Raw genomic sequence first — 23,457 nt, 5'->3', positions numbered from 1 at the left:
CGCACTAATTGCTGCTAACATGGTTCTCCCACCGTCAATCCTCGAGTTCATGATGAGTCAACCCTGGAGCCCCGACAGCTGGCGCGCCCTGCCGATCCAGCAACAACCCCAGTACCCGGACCCCGCGCACCTGCTGCGCGTCGAGCAAAGCCTGGCCGGTTATCCGCCGCTGGTATTCGCCGGGGAAGCCCGCGAACTGCGTCGTCAGTTCGCCGAAGTCACCCAGGGTCGGGCCTTCCTGCTCCAGGGCGGTGACTGCGCGGAAAGTTTCGCCGAGTTCTCGGCGGCGAAGATTCGCGACACCTTCAAGGTGCTGCTGCAAATGGCCATTGTCATGACCTTTGCCGCCGGTTGCCCGGTGGTCAAGGTCGGACGCATGGCCGGTCAGTTCGCCAAGCCACGCTCGAGCAACGACGAAACCATCAATGGCGTGACCCTGCCGGCCTACCGTGGCGATATCGTCAACGGTATCGGGTTCGATGAAAAAAGCCGCGTGCCGGACCCGGACCGCCTGCTGCAGTCCTATCACCAGGCCACCGCGACCCTGAACCTGTTGCGCGCCTTCGCCCAGGGCGGTTTTGCCGACCTGCACCAGGTGCACAAGTGGAACCTGGACTTCATCGCCAACTCGGCCCTGGCCGAGAAGTACAGCCAACTGGCCGACCGGATCGATGAAACCCTGGCCTTCATGCGCGCCTGCGGCATGGACAGCTCGCCGCAATTGCGCGAAACCAGCTTTTTCACCGCCCACGAGGCGTTGCTGCTGAACTACGAAGAAGCCTTCGTGCGGCGCGACAGCCTGACCAACGACTATTACGACTGCTCGGCGCACATGCTCTGGATTGGCGACCGCACCCGCCAGCTCGATGGCGCCCACGTCGAGTTCCTGCGCGGGGTGAACAACCCGATCGGGGTCAAGGTCGGTCCGAGCATGAACACCGACGAGCTGATCCGCCTGATCGACATCCTCAACCCGGACAACGACCCGGGCCGCCTGAACCTGATCGTGCGCATGGGCGCGAACAAGGTCGGTGATCACCTGCCGCGGTTGATCCGCGCGGTGGAAAGCGAAGGCAAGCAGGTGCTGTGGAGCTCCGACCCGATGCACGGCAATACCATCAAGGCCAGCAGCGGCTACAAGACCCGGGATTTCGCGCAGATTCTCGGCGAGGTGAAGCAGTTCTTCCAGGTGCACCAGGCCGAAGGCAGCTATGCCGGCGGGATTCATATCGAGATGACCGGGCAGAACGTCACCGAGTGCATCGGTGGCGCGCGACCGATTACCGAGGATGGCTTGTCGGATCGCTATCACACCCATTGCGACCCGCGGATGAACGCCGATCAGTCGCTGGAGCTGGCGTTTCTGATTGCCGAGACGTTGAAGCAGGTGCGGCGTTGAGTCAGTAGGTTTTTTGTTGCCTGCTAGGGCCTATTCGCGGGCAAGCACCGCTCCCACGGTATCCGAGTCGTTCCGGGATTTTGTGAACAACCCGAAACCTGTCGGAGCGGTGCTTGCCCGCGAAGAGGCCTTCACAGGCGCCAACATAGCCCGCGCCTACAATAACCCGCGCAACCGCTGCGCACTGGCCCGCTGACAATTGAGCTGAATATCCGGCAAGCCCAGCCACTCGGCCAACTGCCGCAAGTTGACGGCCAACGCCGCCATCCCCGCCTCATCCAGCCCCGGCTCTTCTTCATGCACGGCGTGCACCGCCAACCGCCCGAGTGCCCGCTCCGCCCGCAGGTCGACCCGCGCGGCAATCCGCTCAGCATGCAGGAACGGCAACACATAGTAGCCATACACCCGCTTGTGCCGCGGCGTATAGATCTCCAAGCGATAACGGAAATCGAACAAGCGCTCGGTACGGCTGCGCTCCCAGATCAGCGAGTCGAACGGTGACAACAACGCACTGGCCTCGATCCGGCGCGGGACCTTGACGTCGGGCCGCCAATACACCGGCTGGCGCCAGCCCCGCACCTCGCCCACCTGCAACTCCCCCGCCTCGAGCAACTCCGCCAGGCGCGCCCGACTGTCGCCGGGGTCCAGCCGAAAATAGTCACGCAGGTCCTTCTCCGTCGCCACTCCGAGGGCCGTCGCGGCCTGGCGCAACAAACCGCGCTGGGCCTCGGCCTCCTCGACCAGCGGCTGTCCGAGCACCGCCGCGGGAATGACTCGCTCCGGTAGATCGTAGAGGCGCTCAAAGCCCCGACGCCCAGCCACCGTCACTTCACCGGCGGCGAACAACCATTCCAGCGCATGCTTCTCGGCACTCCAATCCCACCAGGGCCCGGCCTTTTCCTCACGACTCGACAAACTGCCCGCGCCCAACGCGCCGCGCTCCTCGACCAATGCCAACACCCGGCGAATGGTCGCCTGTTGCTCGCGGCCGAAACGCGCCATCTGTTGATAGATCCCCTCGCCACGAGACGCCCGCCGCATGCGCCAGCGCAGCAGCGGGTACAGCGACATCGGCAGCAACGACGCTTCGTGCCCCCAGTATTCGAACAAGGTACGCCGCCGCCCCTGACTCCAGGCGGCCTGGTCCAGCAGGTCAGGGGCATAGTTGCCCAAGCGCGAGAACAGCGGCAGGTAATGCGAACGTACCAGCGCATTGACCGAATCGATCTGCACGACGCCCAGACGTTCGATCAGCCGATTGAGCTGCGGCGGCTTGACCAGCGCCTGGGTCTTGCGCCCCTGGAACCCCTGGGCCGCCAGCGCCAGGCGCCGGGCTTGCTGCAATGAAAACGATTGGTCCGCGGGCATGCACGCCTCCTTGTGAACCCGCAAACTACCCCACTCGCCCACTATTTGTGTAGCGCCATCAACGGCCCTTGCCCAGTGGATCGCTCCAGAAGTGCTGGTGGGTTTCCTGCTCGACATCGGCGCGACTGAGCCCCATGTCCTTGAGCGCCTCGTCATTCAACGTCGCCAGCAGCCGACGCTCGCGTGACACCTCGTGCCAACGGGCAATCCGCTGCCACAAGGCCCGCAACGAAAACACCGAGTGCCCGGCCCCACCCATCAACACAAAACCTTTTTGACCTTTCATCATCCTATCCTCCTGTTGGGATGACGAAAGTCTGTGCTTGAGGCTAAGATCAATCCAACGAATGTTTTTTATGCAATACATCTCAGAGATTGATGAATTGTCCAGCTACCCGAGCATCGATACCGACGTCCTGCGCACCTTCGTTGCGATTGCCGATCAAGGCGGCTTTACCAAGGCCGGCGAACAGGTCAATCGCACCCAGTCGGCCGTCAGCATGCAGATGAAGCGCCTGGAAGAAGATGTGCTCAAACGCCAGTTGTTCCAGCGCGACGGGCGCCAGGTCCGACTGACGGTCGAGGGGCAGGTCCTGCTCGGCTATGCCCGGCGGATCCTGAAGTTGCATAGCGAAGTGTTCAATACCCTGCGCGACCCACATATGGTCGGCATGGTGCGGATCGGCGTGCCGGACGACTACGTGATGCGCTTTCTGCCAGGTATCCTGTCGCACTTCGCGCAGTTCTACCCGCTGATCCAGATCGAGGTGAACTGCGAGTCCTCCGTGCAATTGCTGCAACGCCAGGACCTGGACCTGACCATCGTCACCCGCAAACCAGGCAACGAACTCGGCCAATTATTGCGCCAGGAGCGGCTGGTCTGGGCAGAGGCCCAATGTTTCAGTACCCACGAGCAAGCGGTCATGCCCTTGGCCATGCCCAGCAACGACTGTTTCTGCACCGAGTGGGTCTGCAATGCATTGGACGCCCGGAACCGGGACTATCGCCTGGCCTACAACTGCTCCAGCCTGGCGGCGATCATGGCGGTGGTCAGCGCCGGGCTGGCGGTCACCGCGCAACTGGAAAGCCTGATCACCCCGGACTTGCGCATTCTCGGCGAGGCCGAGGGACTGCCGCAGTTGCCACTGGCCAATATCATGCTGTTGCGGAACCCGAACAAACCCTCGCCGATCACCGAATGCCTGGCCGAGCACATCGTCGAGGGCTTCAGACTTTAAGTGTGAGCAACGCCGCACAGAGCATCAGGAAGCCACAGAACAAGATACGCAGGAGCTTTTCCGACAAGGCGTGGGCCACCTTCACCCCCCAACTTATGCTCAACAGCCCCCCCACGGCCATGGGGACCCCCATGGCCCAGTCGACCTCATGGTGCAGCGCATAGGTAATCAGCGTGACACTGGTGCTGGGTAGCGCCAGGGCCAGCGACAGCCCTTGGGCAACTACCTGCGATGTGCCAAAAACGCTGGTCAGGAACGGCGTCGCCACCACGGCGCCACCGACGCCGAACAGCCCCCCCATGGTTCCCGATGCCGCGCCCAGCACGCCCAGCCAGGGCCAGGGATAACGCATCCGCGGATAAACCGCGGCTGGCGCCATGAACACCCGCACCAGGTTGTAGAGCGACAAGGCCAACAGGAAACCGACAAAGCCCAGGCGCATGCTGCGCGCGTCCAACCCTACCGCCCACAGGGCGCCAAGCCAGGCAAAACAGAAACTCATCAGCACCAGCGGCAGCGCGTGACGCAACTCGATACGGTTGCGCTGGTTATAGCGATGCAATGCCAGCACCACATTGGGTACCACCATCACCAATGCCGTGCCCTGGGCCAACTGCTGGTCCAGCCCGAACAGGATACCCAGCACCGGAATCGCGATCAGGCCGCCGCCAATACCGAACAAACCGCCCACCGCGCCCATCAGGACGCCCAGAACCCCGTACTCAATCAATTCGATCACAACCACCTCCCCACTCAATGGCCTGCATGCTACGCAGTCCGTGCTAACGCGGAAACGCACAGCAACGCAAAATGCTTATGCCAATGTCGCGCATGCAACCCCATATGAATCCTACAACCCTGACCGATCAGCTTGGGCTGTGTCTCTATGTCCCGGAAACCGGCAGTTTTCCCGCCGGTGTCTACCCGTTACGCCTGGAACAACCGGCCAACTCCCGCAGCCGCTTGCTGCTGGAGTTGCTCAAGAGCCGTTTCAGGCCCGTGCCACCTTGGGACCTGGTCCTGCAAAGCGGACTGGAACGACACCAAGGTGGGAGAATTCTCTAGCGCATTAAAGATTTGACCGCTAGATTCATCGGACGTAACGCATAAGGCTTTAGCAATGACCAGCAACCGCGACAACTGTGACGACCTGCTTCTGGACCATCAGGTGTGCTTTGCCCTGCACTCCACCTCGTTGTTGATGACCAAGGTCTACAAACCCCTGCTCCAGGCCCTCAACCTGACCTATCCGCAATACCTGGCAATGATGGTGCTCTGGGAGAAGGACGGCCTGACCGTGGGTGAGATCAGCACGCGCCTGCTGACCGATCCGGGCTCCCTGACCCCCCTGCTCAAGCGCCTCGAAAGCGAGGGGCTGCTGAGCCGGACCCGGAGCAAGGAGGACGAGCGCGTGGTCATCGTCGAATTGACCGAACAGGGCCGGGCCTTGCGCGAGCAGGCACGGGGTATCCCGCAGTGCATACTCGCCGCCAGCGGCGACTCCCTGGAACGCCTGCGCGCCCTCCAGGCCGAGCTGCTGGCTTTGCGCGGACATTTGCAAGACAGCCTCTGAGCCTTCGCCTTTTCAGCGCTTCGCCCTGAGCCCTGGCAATCGAACGTCCACCGGCCATTCCTACAGAAAAGTCGGATCGCTCCTAGCTGCGGAGGCGATCCGGCTCGCGGCTATCCCCTCACGGTTACCGTTAAGCTCCCTCCCCGACCCATCCGTAAAAATCGAATCCAGCTTTTTGAAAATTTATCTTGCGCGCAAAATATTTGCGAGATACATTTATCCCGCACTTAGTTAACGCGCTAACATTTTGCGCATAATTACAAACTTCAAATGACGAGGCTCACCATGCAAACGCTCTATACCGCAATCGCAACCTCCACCGGTGGCCGTGACGGTCGTGCGGTTTCCAGTGACCAGGTTCTCGACGTCAAGCTCGCCACCCCGAAAGAACTCGGCGGTGCCGGCGGTGCGGCGACCAACCCGGAACAACTGTTCGCCGCCGGTTACTCGGCCTGCTTCATCGGCGCCCTGAAATTCGTCGCCAGCCAGAGCAAGCGCCAGATCCCGGCCGACGCGGCGATCACCGCCCATGTCGGCATCGGTCAGATTCCCGGTGGTTTCGGCCTGGATATCGACTTGCACATCAGCCTGCCGGGCCTGGAACAAGCCGACGCGCAGAGCCTGGTCGAGGCGGCCCACCAGGTCTGCCCGTACTCCAACGCCACCCGTGGCAACGTCGACGTACGTCTGCACGTCAGCGTCTAACCATCTCGTCATTCAAGGATCCGAACATGAACACTTTCAGCAAAGTCCTGACCGGTACCCTGCTCGCGCTGTCCGTCCAGAGCGCCTTCGCCGGTGATGTCGAATACAACACCCAGGCGTTTCTCAATGCCTTGAACAGCGGCGGCGGCAAGCCGATGGAACAGATGACGCCGACAGAAGCCCGTGCCGTGCTGTCCGGTGCGCAGTCGGGGGTCAAGCTGACCCTGCCGCGTGCCGACGTCAGCCAGAAGACCATCCAGGTCGACGGCAAGCCGTTGCAACTGACCATCGTCCGACCGGCCGGGGTCAAGGGCAGGCTGCCGGTGTTCATGTTCTTCCACGGTGGCGGCTGGGTCCTCGGGGACTTCCCGACCCACGAGCGACTGGTGCGTGACCTGGTGGTCGGGTCGGGTGCGGCGGCGGTGTTCGTCAACTACACGCCGTCCCCGGAAGCGCACTACCCGGTGGCGATCAACCAGGCCTACGCCGCGACAAAATGGGTCGCGGAGCACGGCAAGGAGATCAATCTCGATGGCCAGCGCCTGGCCGTGGCCGGCAACAGCGTCGGCGGCAACATGGCCGCGGTGGTCAGCCTGATGGCCAAGGACAAGGGTACGCCGGCGATCAAGTTCCAGCTGTTGTTGTGGCCGGTGACCGATGCCAATTTCGAAACCGCATCCTACAACCAGTACGCCGAGGGGCACTTCCTCAGCAAGAACATGATGAAATGGTTCTGGGACAACTACACCACGGACGCCAAGCAACGCGGCGAGATCTATGCCTCGCCGCTACGCGCGACCCCGGATCAGCTCAAGGGCCTGCCGCCCGCGCTGATCCAGACCGCCGGGGCCGATGTGCTGCGGGACGAGGGCGAGGCCTACGGGCGCAAGCTGGATGAGGCCGGCGTAGCGGTGACCAGCGTGCGCTACAACGGCATGATCCACGACTTCGGCTTGCTCAATGTGGTCAGCCAGGTGCCGGAAGTGCGTTCGGCCATGTTGCAGGCTTCGCAAGAGCTGAAAGAACACCTGAAATAAACATCGTCCTCGGTAGGATTGCCAGCGATGCAGCCCCTTCGTCCGGCAGCGCCTGAACCGACGTCTTCGCGGGCAATCGAGCGTCGACCGGCCGCTCCTACAGGTTTGTGTCGTCCGCCGCTGCTGTGTCCGCCGAGAAACTGTAGGAGCAAGGCTTGTCGGGACGCCGCACCGCCGCGAAGAGGCCCTTGAGCCTTGCGTGGCTCAAACGCAAGCCATCTCCGGCAAGCCTGTCCACAAGGGATCGCGGTGTCGCCCCAGAAATATGCAGACACAAAAAAGCCCGGAGCATGTCCGGGCTTCTTTGTTCGTGCGGCGAAAAGCAGTGCTTATTTGGCACGGCCTTTATAGGAACCGCCTTCACGGGTATCGATCTCGATCATGTCGCCGATTTCGATGAAGTCAGCTACCGACAGTTCGGTACCGTTCTTCAGTTTGGCAGGCTTCATCACCTTGCCGGAAGTGTCACCGCGAGCGGAACCTTCGGTGTAGTCAACCTGACGCACGATGGTGGTCGGCAGCTCCACGGATACCAGACGGTCTTCGAAGAACACGGCTTCGCAGACGTCGGTCATGCCTTCTTCGACGAACGGCAGAACGGCCTCGATGTCTTCGGCGTTCAGCTCGTACATGGTGTAGTCGGTGGTGTCCATGAACGTGTAGGAGTCGCCGCTGATGAAGGACAGGGTCGCTTCCTTACGGTCGAGGATCACGTCGTCCAGTTTATCGTCGGCGCTGTAGACGGTTTCGGTCTTGTAGCCGGTCAGCAGGTTCTTCAGCTTGGTCTTCATGATCGCGCTGTTACGACCGGACTTGGTGAATTCAGCTTTCTGAACCAGCCAAGGATCGTTGTCGATACGGATCACGGTACCGGGTTTCAGTTCTTTACCAGTTTTCATTGCGAATATCCGAATTTGGATGGGATGTACATAAATCTAGGCCGCGTATCATATCCAATTTAGGTAAAGCTTCACCAGCGCCGTGGCAAGATCGGTCCGCGAAGCCTGTTCCAGACACCAGCGCTCGGCGTGTTCGGTCAGTTCGCGCTCGTTTTCCAGCACCGCCTTCCAGCCCGGGGCCATGTCGCCCGCCGTATTCCAGGCCCGCCACCAGCCCTCGAACGCCGCCTTGGCTGGCGCTGAGAGGCCTTGGGTGTACAACACGAGAAAGGCTTCCAGCTTATCCAGGTGAGCGTCGTCGTCCTGACGATAGATGTGCCAGAGCAGCGGGCGCCCCGCCCATTGCGCCCGGACGAACGAGTCTTCGCCGCGCACCGCGTTGAAGTCGCAGCTCCACAGCAGGCGGTCGTAATCCTCCTGAGGGACGAACGGTAGCACCTGTACCGTCAGCTGGCCACGGACTTCACGGGCACCCGCCGCCAGGCCCGCGCGCCCCAGCCATTGCTGGACATCGCCCAGAATACGCCCTTCGGGCACCAGCAACCGGGTTGGCCGGGGATCGATCGCCAGGGCATCGAGCCAGCTGGCCAGTCCTTCGTTCTCATAGGCGAACAGCGAGATGAACCGTACACCGTCCGTCGGCTCGACGCCCAGTCCACGCAGGAAATCACCGCGCGCCCGTGGATCCTGGACAAAAGCCCGGCGCTGCTCGAGCAGCCCGGCTTCACGCAACAGACCGCCGGTCCCGGCTTGAAATCCCGGAAAAAAGAAGTATTTCTGCACCTGCCTGAACTTGACCGATGGCAGCCCGTGGCAACCGACGATCCACTCTTCGGCGCTGAGGTAGTCGAGATTGAGCCATAACGGCGCCTTGTCCCGTGCCGCCATGGCCTCCATGTAAGCATGGGGCAACGAACAGGCAAAGGCCGCGATCACCACATCGGCCGCCTGTGCCGCCGCCCAGGGCGTCGACCAGCGGCACACCTCGATCCCGCGCTGCGTCTGCCGGTCGAGCGCGACATCGATCGCCGGGCACAGGTGCTCGAAAGCTCGCAGGTCATCGACCCACAGGCGCACGGCACAGTCATGTTCGGCGGCCAGCTGTCGGGCCAGGCGCCAGGTCACCCCGATATCGCCGAAGTTATCCACAACCGTACAGAAAATATCCCAGGTGGCCTTCATTCCAGGCTCCGCTTGGCAAAAACCTCGATTGTCCGCATAAATCCACGCGCGCAGAAGAGCCGATGTCGATTAATCTTCATGCGACAATCGCCCTTTGCTCCAAATCGCCCTGCCAGGAGGTCCCATGTCTTACCGCCGACAAGCGCGTCGTCCACTCTATATCAGCCTCAATCCACTGCAATTGACCGCCAGCATCGCCCTGGGCATCTGGGTGGGCGGCATGGTCCTGGCGCTGACGGCCTGGCTGCTGGCACGGATCTTTGTCCCACAGTCCCTGGCGCCGTTGGCCGAGGCCGCCCGCCAACTGACTAACCCGCCGCCCGCGGTCACCACCAGCGCGCCGCAAAGCGGCGGCGATTCGACGCAGATGTTCGAGCAATACAAACAGAACCTCTTCAAGAACGAAGAACAGCAGCGCCTGGAACAGGCCCGCAGCAGCTACCGCAACCTGTCCAACCCCAAGTGCCAGTTCTGGCTGCAACAGGACCAGACCGCGCCCACTGACAAGAGCCGGGCCAACGTGCTGCAGTTCTGCAATTGAGCGACATCAGCATGATGGACAAACACGCCGTGCGGCAACGGCTCCTGGAACAGCTGGAAATCGATCTCGACGTCTTGCAGCGCGCCGCGCAAACCGCCTACGAAACCGCGACCCACGAGGAAAACGTCGCCGAGAACAAGTACGACACCCTGGGCCTGGAGGCTTCATACCTGGCCACCGGACAAGCCCGGCGCATGGAGGAAATCCGCCAGGCCCTCAAGCGCTGCCGGGAACTGCCCCTGCGTCCTTACGACGAGCGGAACGGTATCCAGTTGGGTGCCCTGCTGGCACTCGAGGCCGAGAACGGCAGCGAACAATGGCTGTTTCTGGCGCCCGACGCCGCCGGACTCAAGATCGAGGGCGCGGGCCAACTGATCACGGTCATCAGCCCGCGCTCGCCCTTGGGCGCGGCGTTGCTGGGCAAACAGGAGGGTGACGACGTGGAGATCAAGGTCGACGGCGTGGCCCAGCGCTATAGTGTCATCCGGGTGGAGTGAGTCCCGGGCTTACTTGGCCGCGGCCATCAGCCGGTTGACTTCACTGCGTACCATGCTGGTGTATTCCGGCGGCGACAAGGTGTCGAGTTCCGCGCGCACCCATTCCGCCCACTTGCCCTTGCGCTTGGCACGCTCGCCGAACAGGCGCGCGGCCTCGCCCTTGGCCTTGCCCAGGTTGCTCTGCCAGAGGTCGAACAGCCGCGACTTTTCGTCTTCGATGGCGGCACGCTCGGCCAGGGACTTGTTAGCCAGATTGAAGCTCATTGGAAAATCCTGCGGTGTAAATAGAGTCGTATCTTACACTGTCGATAGAAATATCCGGCCGTGGATTTTGGAGCCAGCCAAGATCCCGGACTGAAAAACTTGCAACTTTCCCCCGCCCAACCGACTCCCATTATTCACCGCATCACTCACTTGAAAGGAAGATTGCCATGGCCCGTAAATCCGCCATACAAGCCGCCGAGGACCAGATCAAGGACCAGGCCTTCAGCGAGTTGCAAGCACTGATCCAGGAGTCGGAAAGACTGCTGAAGGAAAGCGCCTCGCTGGTCGGCGAGGAAGGCGAGAGCCTGCGTAGCCAGATCAGCCAGAAGCTCAAGCAGGCGCTGGAATCGGTGACGCATGTGCGTGAAAGCACCCAGCCAGCGGTCGAGGCGACTGAAATCTATATCGGCGGCCATCCGTGGCAGACCGTGGCGATTTCCGCTGGCTTCGGCCTGGTGGTCGGCCTGCTGCTGGGCCGTCGTCACTGATTGCTCCCTGCTTGTACGGTCCCTTGTCGCCCGACAAGGGACACGGCCGCCGAAGGACTATCTACCACCTCCACCGCCGCGCCATTCGATAGCGTTTTTGCCATTCCCCGCCAAGCCTGGCCTGCCAGTGCCCAGCGGTTCGTCAGTACGAACGAAGGCAAAAACCATGACCCTCGATTCATCCCCCTACGAGTTCTCCGAAGCCCTGGAACTGCGCGATGCCCCCAACGCACGGGAAACAGCGCTGCAGATCACCCAGGCCAATCGGCGCCAATCCATTGAAAACAACCTCGACCACACCCTGAAGAACCTGCATGACGAATTGCTCAGGCTGCCCCCGCTGAAGTCCCTGCTCGACCAACTGCTCGAACGCACGCTGGGCCAACGCTTCGCCCAAGTCAGCCTGAGTTCCCTGCGGGTCATCAGCTATGAACCGCCGACCTCGGACGGGCACGCGGCCTCGCTTCCACTGCGGCGGATCTCGACCCGGTCGCTCAGCGAGACCTTGCTGGAATGCTACAACCGGGGCGGTTGGCCCACGGGGCAGACCCGCGAGTTCGTTGCCCCCGGCTACGTCTGCTCGGTAACGGATACCGCGACGTGGGAAAAGACCATTGCGAATCTCTCCGACCAATTGATCAACCACTTGGAAAGCGCACTGCGGGCCTTCTGGAAAGAGCCTCTCGACAACGGGCAAGCACGCCAGGAGCTGTTCATCGACGCCATGGGCACGCGCTTTCGAGCCGAACTGCTGCAAGAGCGGGACTGGAATGCACTCAGTCCCGAGGACGGCTACCTCCTGTGCGGGCTCTACCCTCTGGAAGCCACGCGCCTGCGGGATCTGACGGTCTACTCCCTGGAGATCAAAACCAGCGAACGCTCGTCAGTACTGGCCAACGCCTTTGTCGTGCGCAGCGAGCGCCAGCAACAGCCAGGTTTCTTCCTCTATGCCGCCGCTCGATTACAGACGTTCGAAAGCGAACCAGCACTGCTGGCCTCGGTCAAGGCACGACTTCAGGACCCCGATCAAGGCGATGAGCTGCGCCACGGCCTGTCACTGCGCGAACGCGCTGACTTGAAGAACTCGCAAATCACCGGCACCGCGCTGCTACCGGGCAACCTGTCGGTGTTCACCGAACAGCTCGACAGCATTGTCGCCAAACAACGGGATAACGTGAAATACGTCTTCGAGCGCTATCGCACCAGCAACGGCGCGCTGGCACTCGCCGCGGCGTTCGAGCAAGCACTGGATGTTCGAGCCTTGATCGACCCGCGCCTGGCGACACTCACGCCCCTGGGTCGCTGGAGCCACCGCCTGGACCTTTCGCCCAGCGAGAAACTCGTCGAGCCGAGCCGGCGACGCACCCTGCTGCCGACGCTGGAGACCGTCAGGTACCAGCTGAAAACGCTGAACACGCTCAAGACCCGCCTCGCCGAGGGGCTGGACAGACGCCCGAGCCTCAAGGGCTTCATCCAAAGCGAACTGTCCAGGGAACTGAACCTTGCCCACGGCGGCAAGCTGTCGCCCGACAACCTCTACATCAATCAGTATGCGTCCGCCCTTCCCACATTCGGCGATACGACGCAGGTGCCCAGCCGTTCGCAGAACCTCGTGGAGCATTTCCTGGAGCGCCTGACCCAACACAGCGGCGCGCTGGCAAAGGCCCCCCATAGCGGCCTGTTCAGCAAAGATCCCAAGGGCAACTGGGCGCGCGTCGCCAACCTGGACATCGCACAGCTCAACACAATCGTCGACAAGGCCATGGCGGATTTTTTCGGGCACTACCTGCGCCAGCAACGCTCCGTATATGGCGAACTGTCCGAGTCGCTGAGCGAAGCCGTGATTTGCGGGTTGCGCCGTGAAGCACAATTCAAGGTGCTACGGGGCGCCTTGCGGGAAGCCGACCTGGAGCTGCTCGACAACCTGCTCGATGGCCATCGACGGGACCGGCGCCGCGGCTTGCGCGGATTCATTCCAGACGCCTTCGCACTGACGTTCAGGACCGATGCGGCGGCAGCGCCGGTCAAACTGCACAACTGCTTTCTGCTGACCGAACGGGGCGGCCTGGACACCGAGTATTGCGCAAGCGTGCTGCTCTGGACCCCGGTCCAGGGAGCACAAGCCTTCCACTCGTTTCAGGCCGCCGAAGTGGAGTTGCAACGGCGCCTGCATGACCCTCTGGAACGCCTGGCCTTGCTGGAGAACATCGCCAGACACGAACGACCGGCGAATTTACCCCTGGCGCAAAACCAACCCAGCCCCCATCAGGCTTATCCGGCACTGGGCTTTGAGCTCATTCGAAACAGCTTGCCCGGCGATCAGCAGCACTCGCTGGTCGACAAGGCGCTGGGCGATCTCGCCAAGGCCATGGCCTCAGGGTACTCGGGCGAGCACTTTCACCTGCATCTGCAGTCTTGTCTTGACGCCCATTCGACGCTGCCCGCGCTTGAGAAAGCCATCCAGGGCGCGGAGAACGCCGCCCTGCACCTGGCCATGCCAAGCTGGTTGGCCGGTACCAGCGACAGCCGCCAGTTCGCCCTGGCAACCCTGCTCGACCGCTATCGCCAGGACGCCGCGACAACGCCCGACTATCACCAGGACATTCCCGATATCCGCGACAATGCCAGGACCAAGGTCATGAGCCTGCTGTCACGGGACTTTCCGACAGCCCGGCTGGACCCCGACAAGATCAGTGTGGTGCTGACGCTGCGCAATGCCGCCGAGGTCATTCGCGAATCGCTGACCGACTTCGCCCTGCGGCACTTCGACGACATCGACCACAGCTCGCTGCGGGTGCACATGCTCGAAGGTGTCCTGCCCAAGGCACTGACCCCCGATCGCCTCAAGACATTGGTGCAAGAGGCCGCCGTGGGCAGCCACTATGCGAACCTGCTCGAGTCCTATCTGTCCGACAGCCAACGCCACCCGGCCTTTCGCCAACACTTTTTCTGGCAGAGCCTGCTGCACGCTTTCACCCAGGTGATCCAGAACACCTTGTCCGCGACCGCCCACGATTTTATCAAACACCTGCTGGCGATGCCGGACGGTCTCGCCAGAAAGCCCCTGAACGGGCAGCGCATCGACCTGCGCCCAGTGGAATTGATCAGCAACGCCCAGTCCGAAGCCGACCCGGTGGCCGGTTTCTACCTGATCGGCCCGCAACCCGGCAAGGGCGGCCCGCGAATCCTGTTCAGCCCACAGGGCCCCCAGCCGATTTTCCAGGAATACCCCGATGAAGCGGCATTCCTGGCGGACCTGCGGGACTCGACCAGTCTGCAACAACGGGTCCTCGAAAGACTTGCCCCTGAGCGGCGCGAGCATTACGCGCGACAGGTATTCACGGCGCGGCGAGCGGCCCTGGCGATCAGTGACAATCCGCTACGCGGCAACCTGTTCCAACGGCTCTACCAGGATACGACCGCGCTGCTCAAGGACCTGCTCGGTCGGCAAAGCGTGCAAGACCAGAGCCCAGCCTGGAGCAATGTGCTGTCCAGGCTCAAGGGCGGTCTTTACCAGGGCGGGACGTACCTGCTCGGCCGGTTGCGCTTGCCACTGCTGATCTGGCAGACCTTTGCGCAGCTCAAGGATGCGACGGAAAAAGCCTGGCAGGATCACTGGAGCGAGGCGATCGAGGCGTTCGTCATCAGCCTGGCACAACTGGCGGTGGCGCGCCGGGGCTGGAGCCCGTCGAGCCTCGCCGGAATCGCGCAAACGGAAACCGAGGGCGTCATCGAGTCGCCCTTTCCCATGCCTGCCTGGGCGGACAGCCGCCTGACAAGCGGGCAAAAAGCCGCGATCCTCGCTTTTGAAGCCCATGACGTGGCGCTGGAGGACATGACCCTGGATCTGGCCGGTGGCCTGCACCACGAGCCAACGACCGGCAGCACCTTCGCGGTGGTCGGTGGAAAAGTCTTTCAGGTCCAGCAAGATGATCGACGCTGGCGCGTCTTCAAGGACAACACCCGGGGCCCCTGGCTGCAACAGGACAGGCATCAACAGTGGTCATTCGACCGGCCAGGGCACTGCATCGAGGACCTGGTGCAATGAAACTGTTCAATCATTGCATGAACCAAAAAGCGATCCGCGAGGAAATGCGCGTGCAGGCGATCGGGATGGACAGCATCCGTCGGCTCTACCCCCACCGGGCGCGCATGATCCGCCATGGACACGAACAGGCACTGGCCTATCTGACCGCCGCCCTGCTGAATCTGGACCACCTTTTTTCCGGCACCGCCATGGATCAAAAGCGCCGTCTCTTCATGGAGGAGTTCTTCGATATGTCCCCGCTGAGTGAACTCACGATAAAGAAAGTCAAGTTCCGCGCGCACATGCTGCTCGGGGAACTGCTCAAGCCATCGCTCAGTCCCGAGACCTCGCCACGCTATGTCGTGGGTTCGGCCCTGCACCCGGAACAGAGCACCCAGGCGTTCACCTTGTCCAAGGATACGGCCAGGAGAATCTATCTGACCGAGCGTTTTTTCGATCCCGGCTTCCAGATCTACTTCCCCACGCGCCCAAGAACCTTCGACTTGCTGGGACACAACATGGCCGCGGTCCTGCTGCATGAAGCCAGCCATCTGGTGCTCGATACCCTCGACTTCAGCTATCTGGATTCGAGCCGGCCCTTCCTCGACCTGTTGGATACCAGCACGCTGGAGGGCAGGCTTCGCCACGACCTTCTGGAGCGCATCCAGAAGCACGCCTTCTCCAGTACCACCCCCGCCAATGAACTGTTCAAAGAACCCGATGACGACGACTTGCACTGGTACGAGCTGGTGGGAAAACCTTTACAGCGTATTTTGCAACTCACTGGAACCCGGGATCTGGATGAAGCCCGCAGCGTGTTTTTCTCGGATGAACACAAAAGAGTCGACGTCATCCTGGACAATGCGGACTCCCTGACCTTGTTGCTCACTCACCTGGGAAGACCGCTCGAGTACCATCCCCTCCTCCAGGGAGGGGTCAACCGCGCGCCTGGAGCGTCGCACACCCCAGGCGGCCAGGCTCATTGACCGGCCAGTGCGCGCAACTGCCGCAGATCGCGCTCGGCCAGGACGATCCCGTCGCGCAGCGACTCGGCCCGTTGCTGATGACGCCGGTCCCCCGGCAGGCGTTGCAGGCCGACCCCCTGCATCTGGCTGACCAGGGTCCGGGCACGCTCGGCGAAGTCCTGCCCCGCCGATTTGGCCGGGTCGATGACTATGAGCAACTGCCCGGTCCAGGGGGTCTTGGCGCCCGGATGTTTCGACCAGTCGAACTCGAACGAAAAATTCCCGCCGGTCAGGGCCGCCGCCAGCAACTCGACCATCATCGACAACGCCGAGCCCTTGTGGCCGCCGAACGGCAGGAGCGCACCGCCGTCGAGAATCGCCTTGGGGTCGCAGGTCGGCTGACCGTCGCGGTCCACACCCACGCCGGGCGGCAGGCTGCGTCCCTCGCGGGCGGCAATCTGTACATCGCCGTGGGCCATGGCGCTGGTGGCCAGGTCGAACACGATCGGATCGCCACCGGCCCGCGGCGCGGCGAAGGCGATCGGGTTGGTCCCGAACAGCGGACGCTCGGCACCATGGGGCACCACGCAGGTCATGCTGTTGACCACGCTCAAGGCCACCAGGCCCTGATAAGCGAAGGGCTCGACATCCGGCCAGAGCGCGGCGAAGTGATGGGAGTTGCGGATCGCCAGCACCGCGATCCCGGCACTGCGCGCCTTTTCCAGCAGCAACGCCCGGGCGGCGGCGAGCGCCGGCTGGGCAAAACCGTTGGCGGCATCGACCCGGACAAACCCGGAGGCGACATCCTCGACCAGCGGAATCGCCTTGCCATCCACCCAACCGCTGGCAAGCGTGGAGACATACCCGGGAATCCGGAACACCCCGTGACTGTGGGCGCCGTCGCGCTCGGCGCTGGCGCAGTTCTCGGCCAGGACCCGGGCAACTTCCGCCGAGGTGCCATGGCACAGGAAGACCTGGGCGAGCAATGCCACCAGATCGCTGTAGGAAATAGTTTGAGTAGCCGTCTCGCTGGGTACAGACATCCGAAGCTCCGATTCCGATTTATTTATTATTCGGTCGATGAGAGAAAAGCAGTGCTTGGGCAGGCGTCCAGACTATCCGGCGGCAGGGGACCGCTTGTCAAACCGGGCATCGAAGCGTTGGCCCAACGACTGCTCGGCGAATGGCTCGAGACGGTTTACACGGATGGTAACGTTTATCGCCTGCACAGCCAGTAACCCGAGATCGATACTAGCCTCCAAAGTTCAAGGCCACTCCCCTTCCTTTCCCGGCCTTGAACTTTGGAGGACGACATGAGCGAACCCAATCTCAACGGTAAAGTGGCCCTGATCCAGGGCGGCTCACGTGGCATCGGCGCGGCCATCGTCACGCGCCTGGCGGCCCAGGGCGCCGCGGTGGCCTTCACCTATGTCAGTTCCGAGGCCAAGGCCAAGGAGTTGCAGGACCGCGTGGTTGCCGTCGGCGGCAAGGCCCTGGCGATCAAGGCCGACAGCGCCGATGCCAACGCCATCCGCCAGGCGGTCAGCCGTACCGTCGAAACCTTTGGCCGACTCGACATCCTGGTCAACAATGCCGGCGTGCTGGCCATGGCACCGCTTGACGAGTTCAAGCTGGAAGACTTCGACCGGACCTTGGCGGTGAATGTACGCAGCGTCTTTATCGCCACCCAGGAAGCGGCCCGGCACATGGGCGAAGGTGGTCGGGTGATCAATATCGGCAGCACCAACGCCGAGCGCATGCCATTCGCCGGTGGCGGCCCGTACGCCATGAGCAAATCCGCGCTGGTGGGCCTGACCAAGGGCCTGGCGCGGGATCTCGGGCCTCGGGGCATCACCATCAACAACGTGCAACCCGGTCCGGTGGACACCGACATGAACCCGGCCGACAGCGATTTCGCCGGGAGCCTGATCAGTCTCATGGCCAGTGGTCGTTATGGCCGGGCCGAGGAAATCGCCAGCTTCGTCGCCTACCTGGCCGGGCCGGAAGCCGGCTACATCACCGGCGCCAGCCTGACCATCGACGGTGGGTTCAGCGCCTGAGGCGAGGTTGTCCGAACTGACGCCTTCGCGAGCAAGCTCGGCTCCCACAGGATTGCGCTGGTGCACAGAACTTCGGTTCGATCCGCAAACCGTGGGAGCCGAGCTTGCTCGCGATAGCGTTCTCCCTCACCAGCCGGCAGCCCGCCCAGCCAACGCCTGCTCCAGCAACAGCAGAAAGGCCGTGGCCGCAGGCGTCGGCGTATGCGACCAGACCGCGTACAGATGGCGCGAAGGCGCGTCGGACACCGGCAGCGTCACCACCCCTTCAAAGCCCTCGGCGATCTTCTTCGGTACCAACCCCAACGCCAACCCCCGACGCACAAACTCCCCCACCAGCATCACGTTGCCCGCCTCGAACTGCACCCGATGGCGCAGGCCCGCCGCGGCAAAGGCCTCATCGGTCTGGCGGCGCCCCGCCGTGCCGGCCTGGAAATCCACCAGCGGCTGGTTCTCCAACTGCGCCAGCGGCAGGCGCTCGAAACGGCACAGCGGATGTCCGGGCGGCAGCACCGCCACCAACTCCTCCTCCGCCAGCAAACGCTGCGCCAGGCCCTCGATCTTTTCCCCGGGCCACAAGCCGACGAACGCCAGGTCCAGCCGCCGTTCGCGCACATCGAGCATCAGCGACTCGCTCTTGCTCATGTTCAGATGAATATCCACCTGTGGATAAAGTCCGTGGAAACGCGCGAGCAAACCCACCAGGTCGACTTCGGTCAGAGATGAGATCTTGCCGATGGACAGACTGCCGCGCACCTCCCCGGACGCCGCCGCCACTTCGGCGACAATCCGCCGGGTCGCCTCCAGCGCCGGGCGCGCGCTACGCACAAACGCCTCGCCGGCCGCGGTCAAGCGGACCTTACGCGAACTGCGCTCGAACAACGATGCACCGAGAGCCTGTTCCAGGCGAGCGATCTGATGACTCAGAGCCGACTGCACCACATGGCAGCGCTCGGCCGCACGGGTGAAACTGCCCTCGTCGGCTACCGCCAGGGCGTACTCGATCTGTTTGAGGTTCATCGGCTATATCTCGTTTCAAGATGAATAGAATGAAAACAATGCATTGGTGTCATGCTAAGACATTCCAGATAATTCGCGCACCGAATTCCCATAACGAGACAGTCAATGTCCGACGCCAACGCCGTACATAAACCTTTGAGCTCTGCCCTGATCCTGCTGATGGCAATTGCCACCGGCCTGGCGGTTGCCAGTAACTACTATGCCCAACCGCTGCTGCATACCATCGCCCAGCACCTGGGCCTGAGCACCGGCACCGCCGGTACCATCGTCATCACCGCCCAGTTGAGCTACGGCGCCGGACTGTTGCTGCTGGTACCGCTGGGGGATCTGTTCGAACAGCGCCGACTGATTGTCGTCATGACCTTGCTCAGCGCCCTCGGCCTGTTGATCAGTGCGTTCTCGCCAAGCCTGCCCTGGCTGCTGTTCGGCACCGCGCTGGCCGGCCTGTTCTCGGTGGTGGCCCAGGTGCTGGTACCGATGGCTGCCGGCCTGACCGCCCCCGAACAGCGCGGGCGGGTGGTCGGCACGCTGATGAGTGGCTTGCTGCTGGGCATTCTCCTGGCGCGCACCGCGGCGGGCCTGCTGTCCGACATCGGCGACTGGCGCAGCATCTACTTGCTGGCCGCCGGCCTGATGTTCCTCTGCGCCTTCGCCCTGCTGCGCGCCCTGCCGGAACATCGCCAGCATGCCGGACTGAGTTACCCGGCCCTGCTCGGCTCGGTGTTCCGCCTGTTCGTCGAGGAACCGGTGCTGCGCCTGCGGGCGGTCCTGGGCCTGCTGACCTTCTGCCTGTTCGCGTTGTTCTGGACGCCCCTGGCCTTCCTCCTGGCCAGCCCGCCCTACGGCTATTCGGATGGGGTCATCGGTCTGTTCGGCCTGGCCGGCGCCGTCGGCGCCATGGCGGCGAACCTGGGCGGACGCATGGCCGATCGCGGCAAGGGCGAATTCGCCACTACCCTGGGCCTGCTGGCCCTGCTGTTGTCGTGGTTGCCGCTGGGCTTTGCCGGGCATTCGCTGACGGCGCTGCTGATCGGCGTGTTGGTGCTGGACTTTGCCGTGCAGCTGATTCATGTCAGCAATCAGAACGCCGTGTTCAAGCTCCGACCACAGGCGCGCAACCGCCTGAATGCCGGCTACATCACCTGCTATTTCATTGGCGGCGCGCTGGGCTCGCTGCTGGGGGCACAGTTGTACGGGCCCTATGGCTGGGGGGGCATCGTCACTGCCGGTGGTTTGCTTTCAACCCTGGCGCTGGGGATCTGGGCAGTCGTGCAGCGACGGACCGGCCTATCGGTATCGGCGATCTGAAACGGTGCCGTCACACGGCATTCTGGTCAAGCGCCGGCAACCCCACCGGCGCCAGCAGCAGATGCGCTTATCGCCGCCGATCCGTATACCGGGTTGTAAAGCTGTCAGCCGTGTAGAACCGAGCGATTCTTTCCATCCGAGAATGAACTCGCTAGCATGACCGCAGTATTTACCAGGCCCACGAGCCCGCCGACGGCTTGCCGCCCGGCCATCCAATCAGAGACGCCAGCATGATTGCCAAAGAATCCCGAAACGAGGTCGCCCTCGGCAAGTTCCTCGACGCCCACCCGCACCTGCGTGAAGAAACCCGCGAGCTGAGTCCGAAGGAACAGCAGCAACAGTTCCAGTGGGCCTTCGAGGACGAAGCCGAAAACCTCGGCCTCGAGCCTTGGGAACTGACCCTGCAACTGGTCGCCGAAACGCCCGAGGAGCTCAAGGCCATGCGCCTGGAAGTCCACCGTGAAGTGGCCGAGGCGCTGGGCATGGACTGGGATGAGTACTGCTCGTTCAACGAAATTTCCGCGGACTGAGCTTCCCTGGCGGACGTCTAGAGTTTGGCGCGCACCCGGCCCACCATTGGCTCCGCGCTATTGAAGAAGGCCCGTTGATTGACCGCCAGCTCACCACGCAATTCGCCCACGAGCTTGGAAATAGCCCTGGCACTGGTCAAGCCGGCCGTGGAAATTCCGGTGACCAACAAGTCCACCCGCCCTGTTTCCGGGTCGAAGACCTTCACCGTCAGTGAGCTGTCATGGCTCACCGTACACTGACAACGAAGGGGCAAAAAACCGAGCTCAATGATATTGCGCAGTTCAAGAATCGAAATCACATCAATACATCCCTATAAAATGATGGAAAAACAGCCGCGCCAGACATTCCTTGCCGTGCGGGTGTGTCAACGTCGTCAGCCTTGCGCTTCCGACGCGGGCCTTCGATAAAGGCCCTGGCGGACATCGTATATTTTTGACGCCGCTTAGTCGCCGCCTTTGATCGCTTTTCCTTACATGAGAAATCGAATGTGGCTACGCACCATCTCCATGGTGCAGACAACACCCCCAGGGCGCCCTCTTGAGCGCCCCGGGCCCTGGCTCAATTGCCCTTGTGATGAGACATTTCCAGCTTCCTGGCCATGTCCAGGTGCATCTGCAGCTTGGGCAGGGTTTGTATGGCAAAGGCTTTCAGCTCCGGGGACTCGGAGGACTCGGCCTCATCCTTGAACAACTGGATCGCGTCCTCATGGGCCTTGATCTGGTTGGCCACATAGGCGATATCGAAGGATTCGCCTTCCTGTACCTGCAGTATCAACTTACGGGCGCGGTCGAGGATTTCCGCCTCTGGGGCCATGGGCAGATTGTGATGGGCAGCGATGGCCTTCAGATCGCGGTTGGCATCGGTATGGTCCTTGATCATTTCCACGGCAAAGCTGTTGATGTCCGTGGCCGAGGTTTTCTGGATCGCCAGACGACTGCTCTCGACCTCGGCAATCCCGGCCGCCGAGGCCGTGTCGATGAACTGCGCGGGCGTACCGGCATTGACCGGCCCCGCCAGGCTTGCGCCCAGTAGCAGGGCAAGGGCGGTGAGGCATAACAGGGGGGCCTTTCGACTCATGGGGTTCCTCCAGCACTTTAAAAAACAGGTTGGCTGAAGGATTGGAAATAACTTGGCCGGCAAGGTTTAGAAAAACCCCACGGGACTGACGAACGGTACGCGCCTCGGCGGCTATCCTGCCTGTTTGCCAAGCGCCCTCCACGGGCAGGCAAAAAAAAGCCCGCGGGTGGGCGGGCAAGGGAAGCTTTTGAACGAGCGGATCGACTATAGACGCCGCGTGCCCAGGCTATCGTGAAAGAATTTTCATATTTGACCGACGCCGCCCGCTACCAGGCCGAGCTCGTTCAACGAAACTCGATGCCCGCCATATCCATTTCGGGCACCTCAGCCAATAGGAAATCGCGAAAGGCCAGGATGCGTTCCTTGCGCAAGCTGCTTTTAAGCCAGACCAGGTAGTAACCCTCTCCCGAGCCGACGGCGGTCTTGAACGGCAGTCCGAGCAAACCGCCGCGGATATCCTCGAGGATCAGGTACAGGTCACCGATCGATACGCCGTGCCCGCGCATGGCGGCCGAGATCCCCTGGTCCAGGGTACTGAACAGCTTGCCGCGCTCCACCCTGGCCCGCCCTTCCCAGCCCATCCCCGCCAACCAGCGCCGCCAATCCCGGCGGTCCGTGGACGAGTGAATCAGTTCGTGGCGCTCCAGGGTCTCGAGGCTCCACGGCTCAGTTCCCAGAACCTGGCTGGAACAGATCGGAATCAACCACTCATCGAAGAGCTTGCAGCACTCGACCTGGGCTCCGAAACGCCCGTCACCCAGCAGAATCGCGCAATCATAGGGTTCGGCGTGGAAATCCACGGTATCGACATCCATCCATACACTGGACAACTGCACCGACAAGTCGGGATTCACCTGCTTGAGCTTTTCCAACGATTGCAACAACCAGCGCATGGTCAGGCTGGAAGGGGCTTTCAGACGCAGTTGCTCGGCATTGGCGCGAAAAGGCAGGCAGGCCTCCTCAATCACCTTGAACCCGGTTCTCAAGCCCTGGGCCAGGCGTTGCCCGGCATCGGTCAATTGCAGTTTCGGACCGTTCCTCTCGAACAGATGGCAACCGAACAGGGCCTCCAGGTTGCGGATATGCCGACTGATGGCGCTCTGGGTCAGCGACAGTTCCTCGGCGGCGCGGGTAAACGAGCAGGATCGGGCCGCCACCTCGAAGGCACGCAGGGCATAGAGCGGTGGGATACGTTCGGCCATGGGTACGCCTCACTATGACTAATAATCATAGTGAGGCACAGATTTATCCATTTTTCAAACAGGCCTCCGCGCCTCAGGC

25 protein-coding genes are annotated in these 23,457 nt (G+C 62.3%); 14 read left to right on the top strand and 11 right to left on the bottom strand.

What is annotated here, in order from left to right:
* The first annotated feature begins 52 nt into the window (after positions 1 to 52).
* Positions 53 to 1,399: a class II 3-deoxy-7-phosphoheptulonate synthase gene (locus PFEN_RS08970; protein ID WP_191486486.1), complete on the top strand. Its 1,347-nt coding sequence runs from the start codon at positions 53 to 55 to the stop codon at positions 1,397 to 1,399.
* A 156-nt stretch (positions 1,400 to 1,555) separates the two neighbouring features.
* On the opposite strand, the gene PFEN_RS08965 is transcribed toward PFEN_RS08970, so the two are convergent.
* Positions 1,556 to 2,767, bottom strand: a complete 1,212-nt coding sequence (locus PFEN_RS08965; protein WP_191486485.1) for a winged helix-turn-helix domain-containing protein — start codon at positions 2,765 to 2,767, stop codon at positions 1,556 to 1,558.
* A gap of 58 nt (positions 2,768 to 2,825) precedes the next feature.
* Complete coding sequence (locus PFEN_RS08960; protein WP_191486986.1) at positions 2,826 to 3,053, bottom strand: DUF1127 domain-containing protein; 228 nt, start codon at positions 3,051 to 3,053, stop codon at positions 2,826 to 2,828.
* A 97-nt stretch (positions 3,054 to 3,150) separates the two neighbouring features.
* On the opposite strand from PFEN_RS08960, the gene PFEN_RS08955 reads away from it, so the two are divergent.
* On the top strand, positions 3,151 to 4,005 hold the full coding sequence (locus PFEN_RS08955; protein ID WP_191486985.1) for a LysR family transcriptional regulator: 855 nt from the start codon (positions 3,151 to 3,153) through the stop codon (positions 4,003 to 4,005).
* On the opposite strand, the gene PFEN_RS08950 is transcribed toward PFEN_RS08955, so the two are convergent.
* Positions 3,995 to 4,744, bottom strand: a complete 750-nt coding sequence (locus tag PFEN_RS08950) for a sulfite exporter TauE/SafE family protein (RefSeq protein ID WP_191486484.1) — start codon at positions 4,742 to 4,744, stop codon at positions 3,995 to 3,997. The two genes, PFEN_RS08955 and PFEN_RS08950, sit on opposite strands and share 11 nt — an antisense overlap.
* Positions 4,745 to 4,848: 104 nt before the next feature.
* On the opposite strand from PFEN_RS08950, the gene PFEN_RS08945 reads away from it, so the two are divergent.
* The 4 genes from PFEN_RS08945 to PFEN_RS08930 all read left to right on the top strand — a co-directional run bounded on the left by PFEN_RS08945 (position 4,849) and on the right by PFEN_RS08930 (position 7,320).
* Complete coding sequence (locus PFEN_RS08945) at positions 4,849 to 5,070, top strand: hypothetical protein (protein WP_191487004.1); 222 nt, start codon at positions 4,849 to 4,851, stop codon at positions 5,068 to 5,070.
* A 55-nt stretch (positions 5,071 to 5,125) separates the two neighbouring features.
* Positions 5,126 to 5,578, top strand: coding sequence for a MarR family winged helix-turn-helix transcriptional regulator (locus PFEN_RS08940; protein WP_191486483.1), 453 nt, complete (start codon positions 5,126 to 5,128; stop codon positions 5,576 to 5,578).
* Between the two features lie 285 nt (positions 5,579 to 5,863).
* The gene (locus tag PFEN_RS08935; protein WP_191486482.1) at positions 5,864 to 6,283 is read left to right on the top strand and encodes an organic hydroperoxide resistance protein; all 420 of its coding nucleotides are present in this window, start codon (positions 5,864 to 5,866) and stop codon (positions 6,281 to 6,283) included.
* 26 nt (positions 6,284 to 6,309) lie between these two features.
* On the top strand, positions 6,310 to 7,320 hold the full coding sequence (locus PFEN_RS08930) for an alpha/beta hydrolase (protein WP_191486481.1): 1,011 nt from the start codon (positions 6,310 to 6,312) through the stop codon (positions 7,318 to 7,320).
* Between the two features lie 329 nt (positions 7,321 to 7,649).
* Here the strand turns inward: PFEN_RS08930 and PFEN_RS08925 are convergent, their stop codons facing one another.
* Together PFEN_RS08925 and earP are read right to left on the bottom strand one after the other, a co-directional pair.
* Positions 7,650 to 8,219 carry an elongation factor P gene (locus tag PFEN_RS08925; protein WP_017125860.1) on the bottom strand — a complete coding sequence of 190 codons (570 nt, stop codon included), beginning with the start codon at positions 8,217 to 8,219 and terminating at the stop codon, positions 7,650 to 7,652.
* 48 nt (positions 8,220 to 8,267) lie between these two features.
* Positions 8,268 to 9,401 (bottom strand): elongation factor P maturation arginine rhamnosyltransferase EarP, encoded by a 1,134-nt coding sequence (gene earP / locus PFEN_RS08920; protein WP_191486480.1) that lies wholly within the window; start codon positions 9,399 to 9,401, stop codon positions 8,268 to 8,270.
* Positions 9,402 to 9,525: 124 nt separating this feature from the next.
* On the opposite strand from earP, the gene PFEN_RS08915 reads away from it, so the two are divergent.
* Entirely contained in the window at positions 9,526 to 9,942 is a 417-nt protein-coding gene (locus tag PFEN_RS08915) for a hypothetical protein (protein WP_191486479.1), read from the top strand.
* A 14-nt stretch (positions 9,943 to 9,956) separates the two neighbouring features.
* Positions 9,957 to 10,439, top strand: coding sequence for a GreA/GreB family elongation factor (locus PFEN_RS08910; RefSeq protein ID WP_191486984.1), 483 nt, complete (start codon positions 9,957 to 9,959; stop codon positions 10,437 to 10,439).
* 9 nt (positions 10,440 to 10,448) lie between these two features.
* Here PFEN_RS08910 and PFEN_RS08905 read toward each other — a convergent pair whose 3' ends face one another.
* The gene (locus PFEN_RS08905) at positions 10,449 to 10,703 is read right to left on the bottom strand and encodes a hypothetical protein (protein ID WP_017125856.1); all 255 of its coding nucleotides are present in this window, start codon (positions 10,701 to 10,703) and stop codon (positions 10,449 to 10,451) included.
* Between the two features lie 167 nt (positions 10,704 to 10,870).
* Between PFEN_RS08905 and PFEN_RS08900 the strand changes: the two genes are divergently transcribed.
* The 3 genes from PFEN_RS08900 to PFEN_RS08890 all read left to right on the top strand — a co-directional run bounded on the left by PFEN_RS08900 (position 10,871) and on the right by PFEN_RS08890 (position 16,204).
* Positions 10,871 to 11,191, top strand: coding sequence for a DUF883 family protein (locus tag PFEN_RS08900; RefSeq protein WP_191486478.1), 321 nt, complete (start codon positions 10,871 to 10,873; stop codon positions 11,189 to 11,191).
* 166 nt (positions 11,192 to 11,357) lie between these two features.
* Entirely contained in the window at positions 11,358 to 15,239 is a 3,882-nt protein-coding gene (locus tag PFEN_RS08895) for a dermonecrotic toxin domain-containing protein (RefSeq protein ID WP_191486477.1), read from the top strand.
* Positions 15,236 to 16,204 carry a hypothetical protein gene (locus PFEN_RS08890; RefSeq protein ID WP_191486476.1) on the top strand — a complete coding sequence of 323 codons (969 nt, stop codon included), beginning with the start codon at positions 15,236 to 15,238 and terminating at the stop codon, positions 16,202 to 16,204. The genes PFEN_RS08895 and PFEN_RS08890 overlap by 4 nt, the downstream gene beginning before the upstream one ends.
* Here the strand turns inward: PFEN_RS08890 and PFEN_RS08885 are convergent.
* Positions 16,198 to 17,226 (bottom strand): Ldh family oxidoreductase, encoded by a 1,029-nt coding sequence (locus tag PFEN_RS08885; protein WP_191486475.1) that lies wholly within the window; start codon positions 17,224 to 17,226, stop codon positions 16,198 to 16,200. The two genes, PFEN_RS08890 and PFEN_RS08885, sit on opposite strands and share 7 nt — an antisense overlap.
* A 270-nt stretch (positions 17,227 to 17,496) precedes the next feature.
* Here PFEN_RS08885 and PFEN_RS08880 point away from each other — a divergent pair, with 270 nt between their 5' ends.
* A complete protein-coding gene (locus PFEN_RS08880; protein WP_191486474.1) occupies positions 17,497 to 18,243 on the top strand; it encodes a 3-oxoacyl-ACP reductase family protein in 747 nt (248 codons plus the stop codon).
* 126 nt (positions 18,244 to 18,369) lie between these two features.
* On the opposite strand, the gene PFEN_RS08875 is transcribed toward PFEN_RS08880, so the two are convergent.
* A complete protein-coding gene (locus PFEN_RS08875; RefSeq protein ID WP_191486473.1) occupies positions 18,370 to 19,260 on the bottom strand; it encodes a LysR family transcriptional regulator in 891 nt (296 codons plus the stop codon).
* Positions 19,261 to 19,365: 105 nt separating this feature from the next.
* Here PFEN_RS08875 and PFEN_RS08870 point away from each other — a divergent pair, with 105 nt between their 5' ends.
* Positions 19,366 to 20,568 carry an MFS transporter gene (locus PFEN_RS08870; protein ID WP_191486472.1) on the top strand — a complete coding sequence of 401 codons (1,203 nt, stop codon included), beginning with the start codon at positions 19,366 to 19,368 and terminating at the stop codon, positions 20,566 to 20,568.
* A 230-nt stretch (positions 20,569 to 20,798) separates the two neighbouring features.
* A complete protein-coding gene (locus PFEN_RS08865) occupies positions 20,799 to 21,098 on the top strand; it encodes a DUF6388 family protein (RefSeq protein WP_191486471.1) in 300 nt (99 codons plus the stop codon).
* A 17-nt stretch (positions 21,099 to 21,115) separates the two neighbouring features.
* Here the strand turns inward: PFEN_RS08865 and PFEN_RS08860 are convergent, their stop codons facing one another.
* From PFEN_RS08860 to PFEN_RS08850, 3 genes are all read right to left on the bottom strand, one after another.
* On the bottom strand, positions 21,116 to 21,397 hold the full coding sequence (locus tag PFEN_RS08860; RefSeq protein ID WP_191486470.1) for a DUF1652 domain-containing protein: 282 nt from the start codon (positions 21,395 to 21,397) through the stop codon (positions 21,116 to 21,118).
* Between the two features lie 260 nt (positions 21,398 to 21,657).
* Positions 21,658 to 22,176: a DUF4142 domain-containing protein gene (locus PFEN_RS08855; protein WP_191486469.1), complete on the bottom strand. Its 519-nt coding sequence runs from the start codon at positions 22,174 to 22,176 to the stop codon at positions 21,658 to 21,660.
* A 284-nt stretch (positions 22,177 to 22,460) separates the two neighbouring features.
* Positions 22,461 to 23,378 (bottom strand): LysR substrate-binding domain-containing protein, encoded by a 918-nt coding sequence (locus tag PFEN_RS08850; protein ID WP_191486468.1) that lies wholly within the window; start codon positions 23,376 to 23,378, stop codon positions 22,461 to 22,463.
* Positions 23,379 to 23,457 lie beyond the last annotated feature (79 nt).

This window comes from Pseudomonas sp. FEN (genome assembly GCF_904067045.1).
Taxonomy (GTDB): domain Bacteria; phylum Pseudomonadota; class Gammaproteobacteria; order Pseudomonadales; family Pseudomonadaceae; genus Aquipseudomonas.
Note: the sequence above shows the minus strand (reverse complement) of the source record. Positions and strands in the feature narration are given on the sequence as shown.

What these genes read in the sequence shown, in the direction of transcription:
- PFEN_RS08880 (WP_191486474.1), top strand. Translation starts at nt 17,497, where the DNA reads ATGAGCGAACCCAATCTCAACGGTAAAGTGGCCCTGATCCAGGGCGGC.
- PFEN_RS08905 (WP_017125856.1), bottom strand. Translation starts at nt 10,703, where the DNA reads ATGAGCTTCAATCTGGCTAACAAGTCCCTGGCCGAGCGTGCCGCCATC.
- PFEN_RS08890 (WP_191486476.1), top strand. Translation starts at nt 15,236, where the DNA reads ATGAAACTGTTCAATCATTGCATGAACCAAAAAGCGATCCGCGAGGAA.
- PFEN_RS08900 (WP_191486478.1), top strand. Translation starts at nt 10,871, where the DNA reads ATGGCCCGTAAATCCGCCATACAAGCCGCCGAGGACCAGATCAAGGAC.
- PFEN_RS08875 (WP_191486473.1), bottom strand. Translation starts at nt 19,260, where the DNA reads ATGAACCTCAAACAGATCGAGTACGCCCTGGCGGTAGCCGACGAGGGC.
- PFEN_RS08855 (WP_191486469.1), bottom strand. Translation starts at nt 22,176, where the DNA reads ATGAGTCGAAAGGCCCCCCTGTTATGCCTCACCGCCCTTGCCCTGCTA.
- PFEN_RS08970 (WP_191486486.1), top strand. Translation starts at nt 53, where the DNA reads ATGAGTCAACCCTGGAGCCCCGACAGCTGGCGCGCCCTGCCGATCCAG.
- PFEN_RS08965 (WP_191486485.1), bottom strand. Translation starts at nt 2,767, where the DNA reads ATGCCCGCGGACCAATCGTTTTCATTGCAGCAAGCCCGGCGCCTGGCG.
- PFEN_RS08850 (WP_191486468.1), bottom strand. Translation starts at nt 23,378, where the DNA reads ATGGCCGAACGTATCCCACCGCTCTATGCCCTGCGTGCCTTCGAGGTG.
- PFEN_RS08885 (WP_191486475.1), bottom strand. Translation starts at nt 17,226, where the DNA reads ATGTCTGTACCCAGCGAGACGGCTACTCAAACTATTTCCTACAGCGAT.
- PFEN_RS08915 (WP_191486479.1), top strand. Translation starts at nt 9,526, where the DNA reads ATGTCTTACCGCCGACAAGCGCGTCGTCCACTCTATATCAGCCTCAAT.
- PFEN_RS08960 (WP_191486986.1), bottom strand. Translation starts at nt 3,053, where the DNA reads ATGAAAGGTCAAAAAGGTTTTGTGTTGATGGGTGGGGCCGGGCACTCG.
- PFEN_RS08895 (WP_191486477.1), top strand. Translation starts at nt 11,358, where the DNA reads ATGACCCTCGATTCATCCCCCTACGAGTTCTCCGAAGCCCTGGAACTG.
- PFEN_RS08935 (WP_191486482.1), top strand. Translation starts at nt 5,864, where the DNA reads ATGCAAACGCTCTATACCGCAATCGCAACCTCCACCGGTGGCCGTGAC.
- PFEN_RS08945 (WP_191487004.1), top strand. Translation starts at nt 4,849, where the DNA reads ATGAATCCTACAACCCTGACCGATCAGCTTGGGCTGTGTCTCTATGTC.
- PFEN_RS08870 (WP_191486472.1), top strand. Translation starts at nt 19,366, where the DNA reads ATGTCCGACGCCAACGCCGTACATAAACCTTTGAGCTCTGCCCTGATC.
- PFEN_RS08910 (WP_191486984.1), top strand. Translation starts at nt 9,957, where the DNA reads ATGGACAAACACGCCGTGCGGCAACGGCTCCTGGAACAGCTGGAAATC.
- PFEN_RS08930 (WP_191486481.1), top strand. Translation starts at nt 6,310, where the DNA reads ATGAACACTTTCAGCAAAGTCCTGACCGGTACCCTGCTCGCGCTGTCC.
- earP (WP_191486480.1), bottom strand. Translation starts at nt 9,401, where the DNA reads ATGAAGGCCACCTGGGATATTTTCTGTACGGTTGTGGATAACTTCGGC.
- PFEN_RS08865 (WP_191486471.1), top strand. Translation starts at nt 20,799, where the DNA reads ATGATTGCCAAAGAATCCCGAAACGAGGTCGCCCTCGGCAAGTTCCTC.
- PFEN_RS08940 (WP_191486483.1), top strand. Translation starts at nt 5,126, where the DNA reads ATGACCAGCAACCGCGACAACTGTGACGACCTGCTTCTGGACCATCAG.
- PFEN_RS08925 (WP_017125860.1), bottom strand. Translation starts at nt 8,219, where the DNA reads ATGAAAACTGGTAAAGAACTGAAACCCGGTACCGTGATCCGTATCGAC.